The 14967-nt window shown below is 52.5% G+C and carries 13 protein-coding genes; 9 read left to right on the forward strand and 4 right to left on the reverse strand.

Annotated features, from left to right (window positions below; genetic code table 11):
* Positions 1-19: 19 nt before the first annotated feature.
* Complete coding sequence (locus AC27N8_RS33165; RefSeq protein WP_487073614.1) at positions 20-886, forward strand: DUF1003 domain-containing protein; 867 nt, start codon at positions 20-22, stop codon at positions 884-886.
* A 227-nt stretch (positions 887-1113) separates the two neighbouring features.
* Positions 1114-1971, forward strand: a complete 858-nt coding sequence (locus AC27N8_RS33170; protein ID WP_487073616.1) for an EamA family transporter — start codon at positions 1114-1116, stop codon at positions 1969-1971.
* Positions 1972-2017: 46 nt separating this feature from the next.
* Here AC27N8_RS33170 and AC27N8_RS33175 read toward each other — a convergent pair whose 3' ends face one another.
* Together AC27N8_RS33175 and AC27N8_RS33180 are read right to left on the reverse strand one after the other, a co-directional pair.
* Positions 2018-2158, reverse strand: coding sequence for a hypothetical protein (locus tag AC27N8_RS33175; RefSeq protein ID WP_487073618.1), 141 nt, complete (start codon positions 2156-2158; stop codon positions 2018-2020).
* Complete coding sequence (locus AC27N8_RS33180; protein ID WP_487073620.1) at positions 2146-2412, reverse strand: hypothetical protein; 267 nt, start codon at positions 2410-2412, stop codon at positions 2146-2148. The genes AC27N8_RS33175 and AC27N8_RS33180 overlap by 13 nt, the downstream gene beginning before the upstream one ends.
* Positions 2413-2576: 164 nt before the next feature.
* On the opposite strand from AC27N8_RS33180, the gene AC27N8_RS33185 reads away from it, so the two are divergent.
* The gene (locus AC27N8_RS33185) at positions 2577-3134 is read left to right on the forward strand and encodes a transposase (protein ID WP_487073622.1); all 558 of its coding nucleotides are present in this window, start codon (positions 2577-2579) and stop codon (positions 3132-3134) included.
* 28 nt (positions 3135-3162) lie between these two features.
* Here AC27N8_RS33185 and AC27N8_RS33190 read toward each other — a convergent pair whose 3' ends face one another.
* Complete coding sequence (locus AC27N8_RS33190) at positions 3163-3363, reverse strand: hypothetical protein (protein WP_487073624.1); 201 nt, start codon at positions 3361-3363, stop codon at positions 3163-3165.
* A 153-nt stretch (positions 3364-3516) separates the two neighbouring features.
* Here AC27N8_RS33190 and AC27N8_RS33195 point away from each other — a divergent pair, with 153 nt between their 5' ends.
* The 6 genes from AC27N8_RS33195 to AC27N8_RS33220 all read left to right on the forward strand — a co-directional run bounded on the left by AC27N8_RS33195 (position 3517) and on the right by AC27N8_RS33220 (position 10963).
* Positions 3517-5739 (forward strand): S53 family peptidase, encoded by a 2223-nt coding sequence (locus AC27N8_RS33195; RefSeq protein ID WP_487073626.1) that lies wholly within the window; start codon positions 3517-3519, stop codon positions 5737-5739.
* Positions 5740-5793: 54 nt separating this feature from the next.
* Positions 5794-7044, forward strand: a complete 1251-nt coding sequence (locus tag AC27N8_RS33200; RefSeq protein WP_487073628.1) for a WD40/YVTN/BNR-like repeat-containing protein — start codon at positions 5794-5796, stop codon at positions 7042-7044.
* A 136-nt stretch (positions 7045-7180) separates the two neighbouring features.
* The gene (locus AC27N8_RS33205) at positions 7181-7915 is read left to right on the forward strand and encodes a cytidylate kinase-like family protein (protein WP_487073630.1); all 735 of its coding nucleotides are present in this window, start codon (positions 7181-7183) and stop codon (positions 7913-7915) included.
* 191 nt (positions 7916-8106) lie between these two features.
* Positions 8107-9402 carry an MFS transporter gene (locus tag AC27N8_RS33210; protein WP_487073632.1) on the forward strand — a complete coding sequence of 432 codons (1296 nt, stop codon included), beginning with the start codon at positions 8107-8109 and terminating at the stop codon, positions 9400-9402.
* Positions 9403-9756: 354 nt separating this feature from the next.
* The gene (locus tag AC27N8_RS33215; RefSeq protein ID WP_487073634.1) at positions 9757-10491 is read left to right on the forward strand and encodes a LuxR C-terminal-related transcriptional regulator; all 735 of its coding nucleotides are present in this window, start codon (positions 9757-9759) and stop codon (positions 10489-10491) included.
* Positions 10463-10963, forward strand: a complete 501-nt coding sequence (locus AC27N8_RS33220) for a hypothetical protein (RefSeq protein WP_487073636.1) — start codon at positions 10463-10465, stop codon at positions 10961-10963. Before AC27N8_RS33215 ends, AC27N8_RS33220 begins: the two co-directional genes overlap by 29 nt.
* Here the strand turns inward: AC27N8_RS33220 and AC27N8_RS33225 are convergent.
* Positions 10937-14491, reverse strand: a complete 3555-nt coding sequence (locus tag AC27N8_RS33225) for a WD40 repeat domain-containing serine/threonine protein kinase (RefSeq protein WP_487073638.1) — start codon at positions 14489-14491, stop codon at positions 10937-10939. The genes AC27N8_RS33220 and AC27N8_RS33225 overlap by 27 nt on opposite strands.
* Between the last annotated feature and the right edge of the window lie 476 nt (positions 14492-14967).

Genomic DNA, 14967 nt, shown 5'->3' on the forward strand with positions numbered 1-14967 from the left:
TAAATTAAGGAGGATTTCTATGGATCATGCAACCGTGCGGTTACTGGCTGAGATCCCGCTTTTCTCAAATATGGATGATGATGAGCGTAGCGAAGTCTATTCGCTGATGACTGAGCGCATCTTCCACGCGGGACAGGTTATCATGAAGGCAGAAGAGCAAGGGAACGCTTTTCAAATTATCCAGCAGGGAGAGGTTGAGCTCTGGTTGCTCGATAGCGATGGGAAGAAAGTGACCCTGGATGTCCTTGGTGAAGGCAAGTTCTTTGGCGAACTGGGCATGCTCGCGGGCGAGACACGCAATGCGACAGCGGCCTCAGAAGAAAAAGTTATCACGTTAGAATTGAGCCGTAGTGAGTTCTTCGATTTTTTACGTCGTCGGCCGGATGCGGCTCTGGACGTGCTCACCGAGCTTGGGGATCGTCTCAAGCGCACCGACGATATCCTCAGGACACGTGTCAGCCGCAATCCCAATGATGCTCTTGATGAGCGTGTCTCTGTGGGGCAGCGTGTCGCTGATGTGATTGCGACCTTCAGCGGTTCATTGCCATTTCTCTTTCTCAACCTGATCGCCTTTGTGATCTGGATCACCCTGAACCTCGTCGGACCCGCAAGTATTCATTTTGATCCCTATCCTTTTCAATTTCTGACCATGTCAGTCTCCCTTGAAGCCATCTTCCTTTCCATCTTCGTCCTTGTCAGCCAGAACAGGCAATCAGTCAAAGATCGCCTCAAGGCCGATCTCGACTATCAAGTAGACGTCAAAACCGAGCTCGAAATGAGTGTCATCGCCGCGCACGTACGCGACATCGAACGGAAACTGCACCACATCCACAGCGACATCATCGAGAGCCGAGGAGGGAAGACCGACAGCACCGTTATCTCTTGAACAACTTGCTTGACAAGGTACCAGGCGAATGGTATAGTTTTTTTAATCAATTCACCAGGTAGCTAGGGTTCCGATCAAGCTTTGATGGCTGGACCGAGCGCTACAGACTGTCAGATGCTGGCAGGCACCTTGAGGATTAAAAAGCCAGAGGGGAGAGGTTGAGGTATGTAGTCATATCTCCTTCTCTCTGTTTTTTGTGCTTCAACGCACTGAAAGGCCGTCTCTCAATGAGTGTGCTTGCGATTGTACTCGTCTTGCTTTCTGCTGTCCTCCATGCCACCTGGAACCTTCTCGCTAAAAGAGCGCAGGGTGGTGCCTCCTTCACCTGGTTATATGATGTCATTGCGCTTACCATCTTTGCTCCTGTTGTCCTGGGCTACATCCTGATCTTCCACATCACCTTCTCCATCTGGACCTTTGGCTGGATCATCGGTAGCGGCTTATTAGAACTCGCCTACTTTATCCTGCTCCAGCGCGGCTATCGGCAGGGAGATCTTTCATTAGTGTATCCTGTGGCGCGTGGCACCGGACCGCTTCTGACTACTATTGTAGCCGTCCTGATCCTGAAAGAGCATCCGACACCGCTCGCTTTGCTGGGGACAGTCTGCGTCGTCGGAGGCGTCATGCTGATCGCCTGGGGGCCGCAACGCTTGAGCAACAAACGCTCGCGTCTGGCCTTGATCTACGGCGTCCTCACTGGTTGCTGTATCGCTGGATATACATTATGGGATAAAGAGGCACTGAGCGTCGGATTGCTGGCTCCACTCGTCCTGTACTACGGCACCGTCTGCCTGCGCGTCCCGGTTCTGACTCCTTTTGCTATGCGCCACTGGGACGAAGTTCGTACGCACTGGCGTATCCATCGTCTCGAAGCCTTCGGGATCGCGATCCTGAACACGCTCTCCTACGTCCTTGTCCTTACGGCCCTAACCTTTACCCCGGTCAGCTACATCGCTCCATCCCGAGAGATCAGCGTCCTGTTTGGCACGCTCCTGGGCACACAAGTGCTCGCCGAAGGAGAGACCAAACGTCGACTTATCGCCGCTGCTATCATCGTCGTCGGCATTATTGCTCTCGCTTTGTAGAGGGATCTTGCTTCGTTCCAGACACGAATTGCTGCGCCGCTACTACTCAGTTAAAGGTCATCGCGTCTCTATCGCATGGGAGATGTGTCTCCAAAACAGGTCCGAAAGGCGATGGGGTGAAACGCTCACCGACGTAGCGGCGCGGCTCCGCCGTGCTGTCTGTGACTCGTATGATCACGCTCCCCATGGGGTTCCATTGCGGGATTTTCCCACCGTGGATCGTCTCGTCTGCGTTGCTTTCAGATGCACATGGGACGTGTTCGTGCGGGAAGTGACAGCACGGCGGAGCCGCGCCGCTACGTCGGCGAGCCTGAGCGCCTGGTTCAAGGGGCCATCCTCCTTTGCCACGCAACGTCCTTCTGTGTTTTGACAGAGCAGTAGCGGCGCGGCTCCGCCGTGCTGTCTGTGACTCGTATGATCACGCTCCTCATGAGGTTCCATTGAGATAACCTTCCCACTGTGGGTGAGCGTGGACAGTATGGTAACGTTGCGACATTTGCTTGATCTTTTCGATTGAGCAGGATTCATTTCCGCTTTTTCAGCGATCAGTTGGTATAGAAGTATACGTAAGGTACTTTTTTAGTAAAGAGAAAAGGGGAAATAACGTGCCAACACCTTCAAAAAAAGTGAGCCAAACACTTTATAAACCTCGTTCACGTATGCATCTCATCAATTATGATTATCAAACGGCTGGAGCTTATGCAATGACCATATGTGCCCAAGATCGCCACTGCAACTGCGACCTTTTTCATCTACCAATCGTAGAAAGCATCCTCATAGAGAAATGGCATCAACTCCCTCAACATTTTGCGAGCGTCACACCAGACCTTCTTGTAATCATGCCAGACCATCTACACTGTATCATATGGCATCATGGACGAGGGGAAAACACAAAAAGCATCATCGATGTCATTGGAGCATATAAATTGTCTTGCTCGAATACATGGCGACGATATGTCAATAACCGAAAAGCTGATGATTCTCGAGGTTTGTGGCAAAGAAATTTTTATGATCACATCATCCGGAACGAAAAAGATCTGGAAAATCAGAGGTTATATATGTTGAACAATCCTATTGCAGCGGTGTTGAAACGAGGAAAGACAGCAATAGAAGGCACATGTGAATATAACTCATGTGGGCATATCCCATTTCCTCCTGAATAATCTCATTTGACTCGTACAAACACGCTCCTCATGGGGTCCCATTGAGTGATCTTCCCACAACGGAGCGTTTTGTCGGCGTTGCTTCCATCAGCATGTGGGACGGTGTCGTGCGTGCAGTGACAGCACGGCGGAGCCGCGCCGCTACGTTGGCTTGCTTCCTTGCTTTGGGGAAAACGTTTCGTTTTTTGAGAAGTATGGGACGCAAGCCCCGAAGTGTGAGATAGATCATAGCAATAACTTCCTGTTGCAATTAATCTATATGTATATATGCGCATGTTTATGTACATAATTGCGGACTTGCATATGTATCATATACTGATCATATCTTGAACATATGCTGGGCTTTCGCTCGACTGTTTGTGATGTTATTCATGGAGGTAATGTGAAACAGTTTTTACGACAAGGAATGTCGTCTCGTTTTGTTTTGCTTGGATGTGCTTTCCTTCTCACACTATTGATCACTGCGACAGGTGATAGTTTCTCGCCTGCTTTTGCGGCATCTCCGAGTGGTCGTCATACCTTAGCTGGCCATCTTGCGCCGGTGCTCAAGCGTTATACAGCTGAGCATGCGACTAATAAAAGCAATCAACTTCAGCTCTCAATCAGCTTGAACCTGCGCAATCAAGATGCCTTGACCGCGCTCATCGCGGCGCAGAATGATCCAGGTTCGACCTCGTATCATCGCTATTTGACGCCACAGCAGTTCACCGCCGAGTTTGGTCCTACGCAGGAGACGGTTAACACTGTTGTTGCATATTTAAAGGGACAGGGCATCCATGTCACGTCGGTGGCCTCGAATCGTCTGCTGGTGGATGCTTCGGCTTCAGTGGCAACGGCTGAGCAGGCCTTTGGCGTCACGCTGGACGATTATGTGATGAATGGGCGAACCGTCTATGCCCCTACGAGCGATCCAAGTGTTCCAGAAGCTTTGGGATCAGCGATCCTTGGCATCGGAGGACTGGACAACATCGCGCAATATCATCATGCGGGCATGATGCAACAGGCTCATCCTGCGACTGGTCCTGATGGTGGTTACACTCCGACCGAGTTGCGCACCGCTTATGACGCGAACTCGCTGCTAAGTCAGTCCGGCACGGGATCTGGTCAGACGACAGCCATCTTCGAATTGGATGGATATGATCCCTCAGATATCGCGACCTATCTCAATTACTATCACCTGGGCGCTCCGAAATATTCGGATGTGCTGATTGATGGAGCGACAAATACTCCCAGCGATAATGCCGTTGAGGTGGAATTGGATATGGAGATCATGTCAGCTCTTGCTCCCGACGCTGCACAGAAGATCTATATCGGCCCTAATTATAATGCTGGCGTGAACGATACTTATAATCAAATCGTGACGGACGATCAGGCCCGGGTGGTCAGTATTAGCTGGGGAATCTGTGAAGCGGCTTCCGGTAGTGCAGAGCTCAGTACACTGGATGCTATCTTTGAGCAAGGAGCCGCTCAAGGGCAGGCGTTCTTTGCGGCCTCCGGCGATTTTGGTGCGTATGATTGTCGGGATGGTTCAACTTTGGCTGTTGATTCTCCGGCCAGTGATCCACACGTGGTTGGGGTTGGCGGTACAAATTTAACGCTGGCCAGCGATGGTAGCTACAGCAGCGAAGCTGCATGGGGAGTTGCCAGTAGGGGGCTGGGTGGAGGTGGAGGTATCAGCAGCTACTTTACGCGTCCAGCGTATCAGACAGGTCCTAACCTGACTAATCTCAATCGTGAAGTGCCCGATGTATCAGCCGATGCCGATCCAGCGACAGGCTATTCGATCTACTGTACCGTGGCCGAGTCAGAGTGTCCGGCGGATTCGGGTTGGGTCAAGATTGGTGGCACCAGTGCGGCTGCCCCTCTCTGGGCCGCAATTGCCACCGATGTGAACACCTACCTGACTGCACAAGGGAAGGCCGGGCTGGGCAGTGCCAGCGCTCGTCTGTATGCTCTCTATAACACGACGCAGCCCTACAGTGCCTACCACGATATCACCTCGGGAAACAATCTGTACTACACAGCAGTGGCCGGCTATGATACTGCCTCCGGTATTGGGAGTCCCGATGTCTGGAATATCGCGCGCGATCTGGCTCAAGCAAACACTGGTGGAAATAGTGGTGGTCCGATCCAACTGCTCAAGAACCCGGGCTTTGATACCGGTCCAACGTCGTGGATAGAGAGCTCTTCCGGTGCGTACGAGATTGTCAGCAGCGCCAGGCCGCATGCAGGCGGGACGAGTGCTGATCTCTGTGGCTATGCGACCTGTAAGGATAGTATCTATCAAACGGTGGCTCTCCCAACTGGGACGAAAAAGATCGTGTTGAGCTATTGGGTTTTTATCAGTACGCAGAAGAGTGGTCACTCCTGCTCAGATTATCTCTATGCTCGCCTGCGGACGAGTAGCGGAGCGGTGATTGCGACACCACAGACGCTCTGTAATGCCAACGCTGGAGGATGGACACAGCATTCCTTTGATGTCACTGCTACGCTGGCTCGCTACGCTGGGAAGAGTATTGAAGTGTTCTTCAACGCGACCACGAATGCTTCCGTGACGACCGACTTTTTTGTCGACGACGTTGCTCTGACCGTCACCCCTGCCTGATGCTTGTTGTTCTGTCGTGGTATACATACACACGTTCTGTTAAGGAGTTTTTCTATGCATCCGTTTTCACCTCCGGGCACCACCTTCCGTGAGAGATTTGTCAGCTGGCAACGGTGTATCTCTTTCCTCATGCTGAATACCTGCTTGCTTGTCGGAGTCTTGTTGACTTTATGTGCCCCTTCAGCAGCCAAAGCCAGTGCCATTCCGGTGGTAAGCCACCAGATCCAAATCTCATCACTAACGATGATTGATCAACAGCACGGATGGGCGTTCAACGCGGATAAGACTCATGTCCTGGTGACGCGTCAGGGACCCGAACACTGGATTGATGTGACACCTCCGCTGCTACTCGACACGACGGCTGGCAATCCGTGGGTGACTGCCTCGGCCTTTCCTGATGCCATGAGTGGCTATCTTGGTGTGTCGCAGGATAATAAGACATATCTGCTCAGCACGCACAATGGTGGCCAGACCTGGCAAACAACTCCCTTTAGCTTTTTACTGGACGGCGAAGCCGCTATTATTTATCAGATTACCTTTCTGGATCGCCAGCATGGCTGGCTCGCCTTCGATCGAGGTCAGGCGCAGCCGGGACAGTTCTGGATTATGCTGCTGAGCACCAGCAATGGTGGCAGTACCTGGCAGACCTTGTTTGATACCAGCGAGGACCCGGCGAGCCTGCCAACTCCCTACAGCCTGAGCGCTCAATTTACCTTTGTGAGTCCTCAGAATGGCTGGGTGACAGGCATCTGGCCTGGAGGATATGTCTACCTGTATGCCACGCATGATGGAGGCAAGACCTGGGCAGCAGCGAACCTTCCGCCCATCAAAGATGAGAGCGATCTCGACTTCACGCAGGGATATGGACCCTTCTGGCAAAATAGCCGCACCGGTACGTTCTTTGTCAGATTTGATGTTGGTACCGCCAATGGCACATCGCATCTCACCGCCTATCAAACCCAGAATGGCGGCAAGATCTGGACCTTGCAGCCATCAACGCCAGCCACCTCCTATCAGGAGCTCACGAGCTTCAGTGCTCTCAATGCTCAAAATGGCTGGAGCTTCGGCTTTGACGGGCAGGGACGCTATGTCATTCATCATACCAGCACGGGCAGTCAATCCTGGGAGCTCATCTATCCCACCGGATTGCCGCCCGCCCAGGCCGATCTACAGGTAGTGCTTGACCTGACATTCCTGAATGTTCGAACTGGCTGGCTGGTTATCAAAGATGATGCGGGCAACCTGTCGCTGTTCCAGACCAACGATGGCGGTCATAGCTGGCAGATACTCCATCCTGTAATGTGAAACATCATGGTATGGTCTGGCGTGTTAGCAGTTAGATACCCCATAGCGAAAGTAAGGGGACTCCAAATTTAGGAGGGCGTTGATGATTAACTTTGTTTAATAATTGGCTATATTGATGATAGCCAGGGAGAATTTTATGGAGCAACTGGCTGGTATTGGGCTGATGCGTGCGATTACGATCTCTCGGCAATATGGAGGCGGTGGAGGCGAGATCGCACGACGTGTGGCGCAGCGTTTGAACTGGCGTCTTTTTGACCACCAAATGGTAGAGCATGTGGCGCATAATTTGGGGATTAGCAAGGATGAGGCAGCTGTTCTTGATGAGCGTTTGCCGAGCATCTGGGATGAGCTCCGGAAGTCGTTACAATTTATTCAGCCATCCGCTCGCATTGATCGGCTGACGGCCAATCAGCCGGTTGAGATGCGCTTTTATCTCCAGATGCTGCGTCGTGTGCTGGGGAATGCTTACGCTGAGGGGCAGGTCGTAATTGTCGGTCGTGAGTCGCAGGTGTTGCTGGCCGGTCGCAATGATGTCCTGCACGTACGCGTTGTTGCCCCTCTAGATATGCGCATACGCTACGTGATGCAGCGTGAAGGAGCGACTTATGACGATGCGGAGGAGCGTATCTCCAAAAAGGATGCCGATCGGAGCCGACTTCTCAAGACAGAATATCACACGTCAGCTGATAATCCTGTGCTCTATGATCTGATGGCTAACTCGGATTTTCTAGCGTTGGATCGCATTGTGGAGATGATCTTGCTGGCTTTAGCCGCCAAAGCTGATCAATGCCTCCTGTCCGAAAATCTGCGAGGACCGGCCTCGGATGTTACGCTGTATTCTGGTATCCAGCCAGCGGTACCCATCTCTTGAGAGCGAGAGATGGGTTACCATGTTGTAGCTAAATCTGTGAGTATAGCGGTTTAGATCTCTTGCGTTAAGCTTGTTTTGTTTTGCTTTTTTCCCAATCCGTCCTATAATGGACGTATTGGTTTTGCTTCAACGCTATTTGGAAGCAGGCAATCACGGATACAAAATAGCATTCAAGGGAAAAAACAAAACACATGCATCTCATACCGGACGATCGAGAAACAGTTACCATCGAGGCACCATTATTAGAAAGTACTGTAGCTACGACGAGACTATCAAAGCGCATTGTGACTGCGCTGGTATTTCTTTCTCTCTGCATTGCTTTAATCATGACAGGCTTCGGTATTATTCTCCCCATCTTTCCACAGCGCCTGCAAGCGCTGGGCCTGGGTGCTGGTATGCTGGCTTTGATGGAAGGGGCCTTTGGGCTAGGGATGTTTCTCTTCAGTACTCCGCTGGGTGTGCTGGCGAATCGGCTGGGTCGTAAGCCAATTGTCCTTCTCTCGTTGGCTGGCTTTATCGTCACCAACATCGCGCTGGCGCTGGTCAATGATCCAGTGCTTTTCGTGCTCATTCGTTTTGTGGAGGGCGCGCTGATTGCTGGTCTGATGCCTACCGCGATGGCGATGGTGGGCGATAGTGTGCCGCTGGGACGTCAGGGACGCTGGATCGGTTTTATGACGGCTGCTCAAGCAGCTGGCCTGGCATTAGGTCCGGGGATCGGCGGCCTGTTGTATCAAGTCTGGGGTGGAACGCGTCCCTTTCTACTGACGGCGGCCATCGCCCTGCTTGCATCCTTGATCGCATTTTTTGTCTTGCCGGAAACCTTACCCGCCTCGGTAAAAGCCTCCACGCGTCTCAGACCATCTCAGCCGAGCATAAAGCTTCCTGACTTGCTCGACAAACCTAAACGGCTCCTCAATCTCAGCCGCTTACCTCCCATCCTTTGGACGATGCTGCCTTTGCTCCTGATTGATTTGAGCTTAACATTTATCTATCCCTTTGTGCTACCGCAATATCCTTTCTATCTGGTGAATGTGCTCAAGTACACCTCTGAAGATTTTGGCATTATTGCCAGTGCCTATGGGCTCTCACTGGCGATCTTTCCGCTGCTGCTGGGACGTCTTAGTGAGATCTGGCCGAAGAAGTTACTGATCATCATCGGAAGCGTGCTCTTTGCGGCGCTTAACGTTGCCATGCTCTGGTTTCATCAGTATCCGCTGTTGCTCACTGCGGCGGTGTTGACAGGGATCGGCGACGCCCTGCTCTTGCCAACGCTGGGGACTATCTATCTCAGCCTGACGACCGATCAGAATCGCTCGCAGGTCATGGGGATACGCGGATCGGCTATCTCGCTGGGAGTCCTGCTTGGTCCGCTCGCGCAGGCGCTGGCTAGCTATTGGATCACTCCACAGATAACCTTTGCGATTGCGGTTGCTCTCTCTCTGATGATCAGTTTGCTGATCGTGATTGGATACCGGGAGCGTTAGCAGACTCCAGGCATCAATGTATCGAAATCTATAGATTATAGTATCCATTTGATGCTTGGAGCGCTTGCTACAACTTATCACTTGGGAAGCCGATATTATCCATAAAAACTTGTAGAAGGCTTTTTTGTCATGGTCACTGGCCTTTTTTCTTCCCTTGGGCACTCTATAAGTACTGTCAACCAGGGCATATGCGGTACTTTTTTCCCACTTTCTGGTATAGTTTTGTAGCAAAGGCATGTTTGTACCGGGATTTGTATCGCGGTCACGAGCAGGTCCAGGCGTGAAAAGATGTCTAGCAGAGAAGTAAAAGGCACATAAGTGCTGTCTTCTTCTCATATGAGAGGATGGCTATGGATGGCTATAATAAAAGTTATCATTGTAAGTGATCTGCCCTTGTTTTGTTGTGGTATTCGCTCGACGCTTGAGCGCAAGGGTGACTGTCTTGTGGTAGGTGAATCGACCGATAGTGTTGAGATCATCGAACTTGTTCGCCTCCATCAGCCGGATGTTGTGCTGATTGATGGCGCTCTTACTTCTGTCAACGCATTTGAGATTGTTCAGTTATTGCATCAACATGATGTCAATGGAGGCATCTTTGTTTTTGCCCCGTCGAGAGACGAGGAGTATCTCTTCCAGTTTGTCCGGCTGGGAGCAGTAGCCTATGAGCTTTCGACGATCGCTCAAGATGATCTGATTGACAAAGTTCTGCGGGTGAGTCGAGGTGAATATCTTATTTCTAGTGAAGTGCTCTCAAACTTGCCGCGTCCGCTGATGCCGTTGCAAGCCCATGATGATCTCCAGGAGTTGGATAATGAGACTGCTCTGAAATTGAAAGCGTCACCACTCTCTTCGCGTGAGATGGAGATTCTTGAGAACATCGCACGCGGCAATAGCAATAAAGAGATCGCCAAGATCCTGAAGATCAGCGACCAGACAGTCAAAAATCATATTACATCTATCCTCAAGAAGCTGGATGTCAATGATCGCACTGCCGCCGTTGTCTATGCCTTGCGCAAGAAGTGGATCAAGATTGAAAGCCTGGCCGATGTTCATGGAGGCCGTGAGCAAGCCGTCGCCAGCCGAGCCTGATCGCTTTTCCTATGTAGCGTCGCACCGCTACTACTCTGTAAAAGGTCATTGCGCCGATGCGGTATCGGTGATGTGCGCCCAAAACATCTCCGAAAGGCGATGGGATGAGAGGCTCACCGACGTAGTACTCAGTCAAGACACAGAAGGACGTTGCGTGGCAAAGGAGGATGGCTCCTTGAACCAGGCACTCAGGCTCGCCGACGTAGCGGCGCGGCTCCGCCGTGCTGTCACTCGACGCACGAACACGTCCCATGCGCATCTGAAAGCAACGCAGACGAGACGATCTACGGTGGAAAGATCACGCAATGGAACCCTATGGGGAGCGTGGTCGGACGAGTCACAGACAGCACGGCGGAGCCGCGCCGCTACGTCAGTGAGCGTTGACACCATGGGCGAAAGGAGTTTTATTTCCTCATTTCACAGTATTGGGCGCGAGCGTGCGACGCTACATCCAGAGGCCTTCAAGGGCTAGTTGATAAAAATGTGGGCGACCTGATGTGCCTCCCAGATCGACGAGCGTCAGGTGGGTGCTGTCCTGCCAGAAGATCTCGCCAATCTGGTTGATCGCTGTATAGATGCCGAGTAGCTTGCCTGAATCGGGCTCTTGTGCGCGCCAGATGTAGAGCCAACCGCGAATATCCCAGGTGATCACAAAGCGGCCGTCGGGCGAGAAGGCGATGCGATCGATGTAGTTGGTGAGCCCATCGAGACGATGCCCTTCCAACCGGCTCAACTCGTATCCGATGCCCAGGTTCCAGAGGCGGATCGTTTTGTCATCGGCAGAGGTCACCGCGAGTTGTCCGTCGGGCGAGAAGGCGATGCGGGTCACTTTATCTGAATGTCCCTGTAGCTTTTGTATCTCGTGTCCAGTGGCGACATCCCACAACTGCACGGTGTTGTCAAAGAGGCTGAGAAGTATGTATTGTCCATTTGGCGAGAAGGTGGCATTGGCGATGCCGCTGGTATATCCATCCAGCTTTTGATGCTCGCGCCCCGTTCCGATGCTCCAGAGGCGAACGGTGGCATCGTCGGAGGTGGTGAGGACGCGTTGTCCATCGGGAGAAAACGCGCCGTAGTTGACTTTGTCTGTATGACCCTCCAACTTGCACAGTTCGCGTCCGTTACTGACATCCCAGAGGCGTGCTGTTTTGTCGAGTAAGCCGGTGGTGAGTAACAGTCCGCCGCCGGGAGAAAAGGTCAGGCTGCCGATACCATAGGTGTGGGCGTCGAGCTTCCACAACTCGCGTCCGTTGCTGGTATCCCAGAGGCGAACGCTGGTATCACGAGCGGTCTGATCGCCCGATCCAGTTATCACCAGACGGCCGCTGGGCGAGAAGGCGATTCTGTTGACGTGGCCCGTATGACCTTCGAGCTTCCACAACTCGCGTCCGCTGTTGATCTCCCAGATGCGAGCGGTATTGTCGTCGGAGCCGGTGAGGGCGAGGTGTCCATCAGGCGAGATAGCGGCGCAATTGATGTTCCGTGTGTGGCTTTTGATATCCCGGAGCTCCTGGCGCGTGCTGACAGCCCAGAGGCGAGTGGTTTCATCGCTGGAGCCGGTGAGGGCGAAGCGTCCATCGGGAGAGAAGGCGACGCTACTGACCCCAAGGATGTGCCCCTCCAACTTGCGCAGCTCGCGACCACTATCTACATCCCAGAGGCGAGCGGTGTTATCGCTGGAGCCGGTGAGGGCGAGGCGTCCATCGGGAGAGAAGGCGACGCTATTGACCCAATCGAGATGCCCCTCCAATTTGCGCAACTCGTGTCCACTACCGATCTCCCAGAGGCGGGCCGTCTTATCATGGGAGCCGGTGAGGGCGAGGCGTCCATCGGCTGTGAACGCAGCCGTATTGACGTCGCCCGTGTGCCCTTGCAATTTCCATAGCTCACGACCGCTATTCAACTCCCAGAGGCGAGCGGTTGTGTCGGCGGAAGCGGTGAGGGCGAGGCGTCCATCGGGAGAGAAGGCGACGCTGAGCACTTTATCTGTATGACCCTCCAGGCGACGGAGCCCGCGACCGCTACTGACCTCCCAGAGGCGAGCGGTATGATCACTGGAAGCGGTAAGGGCGAGGCGTCCATTGGGAGAAAAAGCGACGCTATTGATCCAATCGGTATGGCCTTCCAACTTGCGCAGCTCGCGACCACTATCGATTTCCCAAAGGCGAGCCGTTTCGTCGGCCGAGCCAGTCAGCACGAAACGCCCATCTGGAGAAAAAGCCACATCCTGCACCCAGTTTGTATGACCTTCCAGGCGACGTAGCTCGCGACCGCTATTGATATCCCAGAGGCGAGCAGTATTGTCGAATAAGCCAGTGAGCACTTGCAAGCCCGTCGGAGAGAAGGCGACGCTCGTCACCCAGCTGATCCCATACGCTAAAATGCGAATCAGCGCCTGATCGTCGGCATTGACCTGTCCGATCTGCCGTACCCAGTGATCCGGTTCCTGACCCATCGTCAGGGGTAGTCCAGCCTCCACCGAACGGTTGTAGAGTTGCTGATAAAAGAGGTTCGCTAATGTTTCTGGCCACCAATATTGATCCGCCAGCAGATAGCTTTCCCTATCCAGCCAGCGCTTCACCTGTGCCACCTGGCGCATATGATCTTCGTAGCCTGGCATGTTCAGATACGCTCGGACGGTGCGTAACTGCTTCTCGATTTCGTAATAGCCAACTGCACGAGCGCGTTCCTCCAGGAAGTCAAGCTCGGTAAAGATACGCATCACGCGCTGGACCGCATCTTCGATCAGCATGCTGCCCGTTGAGCTATTGGTCTGCATCATTTGACGTCCAAAGACGCGCTTTTGGGGATGCAGGCGTATCTTCTCCTCTGTCACCTCTTCAAAAAAGCTGAGCTCTTGCAGATGCTGACAGGCCTGTTTCAGGCGCTTGGTATGATCCTCTTGCTCGTCGATCCCGGTTGCCAGGGCGATCAGCCAGAGCGGAATCGAGGTATTCTCAGGGAACGCGGTCGTGATCAGGAAAAGATGGCGCTCCTCCTCGTTCTGGAGGCGATCCCAGGCCGTCATGACCAACTGCTTCGATGGCATCGATTTCTGAGCCAGCATGATCGATGGTGCCGGATCATTGGAGGGAGTGGCGGATGATGAAATTGGACCCTGTCCTCCGCTCTCGTTCACGGTGGACATCGGAAGGGTCGAGAAGAACGTTTGCCTGGCCAGCTTCGCATGTTCAAGCGCATCTGAAAAGTCCAGGATACTTGCAAAGCGTTGCCTCGGATCTTTTGCCAGCGCAGTCTGTACGACGATCTCTATCTGGGGCGTGATCGATGCGTTGAGCGCTCGCAATGAAGGTACCGGCGCGGTGAGATGCTGCATGCCAACGGAGATGGGATCTCCTATATAAGGAAGCTGTCCACAGAGCCATTCATAGACCATCACCGCCAGAGCATATTGATCGCTGGCCGTCACAGGCTTGCCGCGTAACTGTTCGGGAGCCATATAGGCGGGAGTACCAACGTATCCCTGCGTCTTCATCGTCGATGTGTGATGAGCAATCGTTGCGATGCCAAAATCGCTCAAGAGAAGCGTCTCATGCTCATTCAGCAGCACATTGGCGGGCTTGACGTCGCGATGAATCAAGCGGGCCGTGTGCGCATACTGCAATGCCTGAGAGAGCTGCTTGACGTAGGTGATGATCGTGTCTATCCCTACCTGGACGCCTCGTGTGTGACGTTGTAGCAGCGTGCCATTAGGAGCATACTCAAGGACCAGGAAGGGGACCGCGGCATCATCCACGCCGAAGTCCATGATGCGCAAGATATTGGGATGTTTCAGTTTCGCAATGCGCTGTGCCTCTTGCAGAAAGGATGATCGAAAGCTATCACCACTCATACTATCCGGATCATCCAGGAGCACCTTGATCGCCGCTGGCGTCTTGAGATAAATATGCTCTCCCAGATAGACCTTCCCAAATCCACCCTTGCCCAACTGACGAATTAATTGATAGTTGCCGAGTTGTTTTCCGACGCGCTCACTCATTAGATGTTTCCTTACCTGCTTGTTCCGTCCGTGCAAATATTTCAATTGGAGATTGTGCTATCCCTACCTGATATCACGTCCTGGCCGCATAATATTGTACCAATGTTCCAGAAAGTACGTTCTGTCAAAAATAATAAAGCAAATGAAATGTTTGCAAGCGTATTGCCCTTGTTGCTTCTGCCCCCATAGTAACAAAAAACAACGCAATGCTGCAAGTATATTTACCTAAAAGTAGCCTCAATTTGGCAAGGTTCTCTATTTAAGGAACAGTACACAGATTGACGCAACTCCTCATTGATCTCTTAATGCGTGGAGGTATCTGGGGATGAATTATACATGATGTTATAGCAACATATAATTCTCTGCTTTTTCGCCTCAAATTGTACCCCCGATTTTAGTAGTCGCAGCGTTTACGTAGATGTATGTCATGTATATAAAGAATTTTTTGAAGAAAGGTTATAGACATTGAAGCATAG

Source organism: Dictyobacter sp. Z7_2, assembly GCF_057551105.1.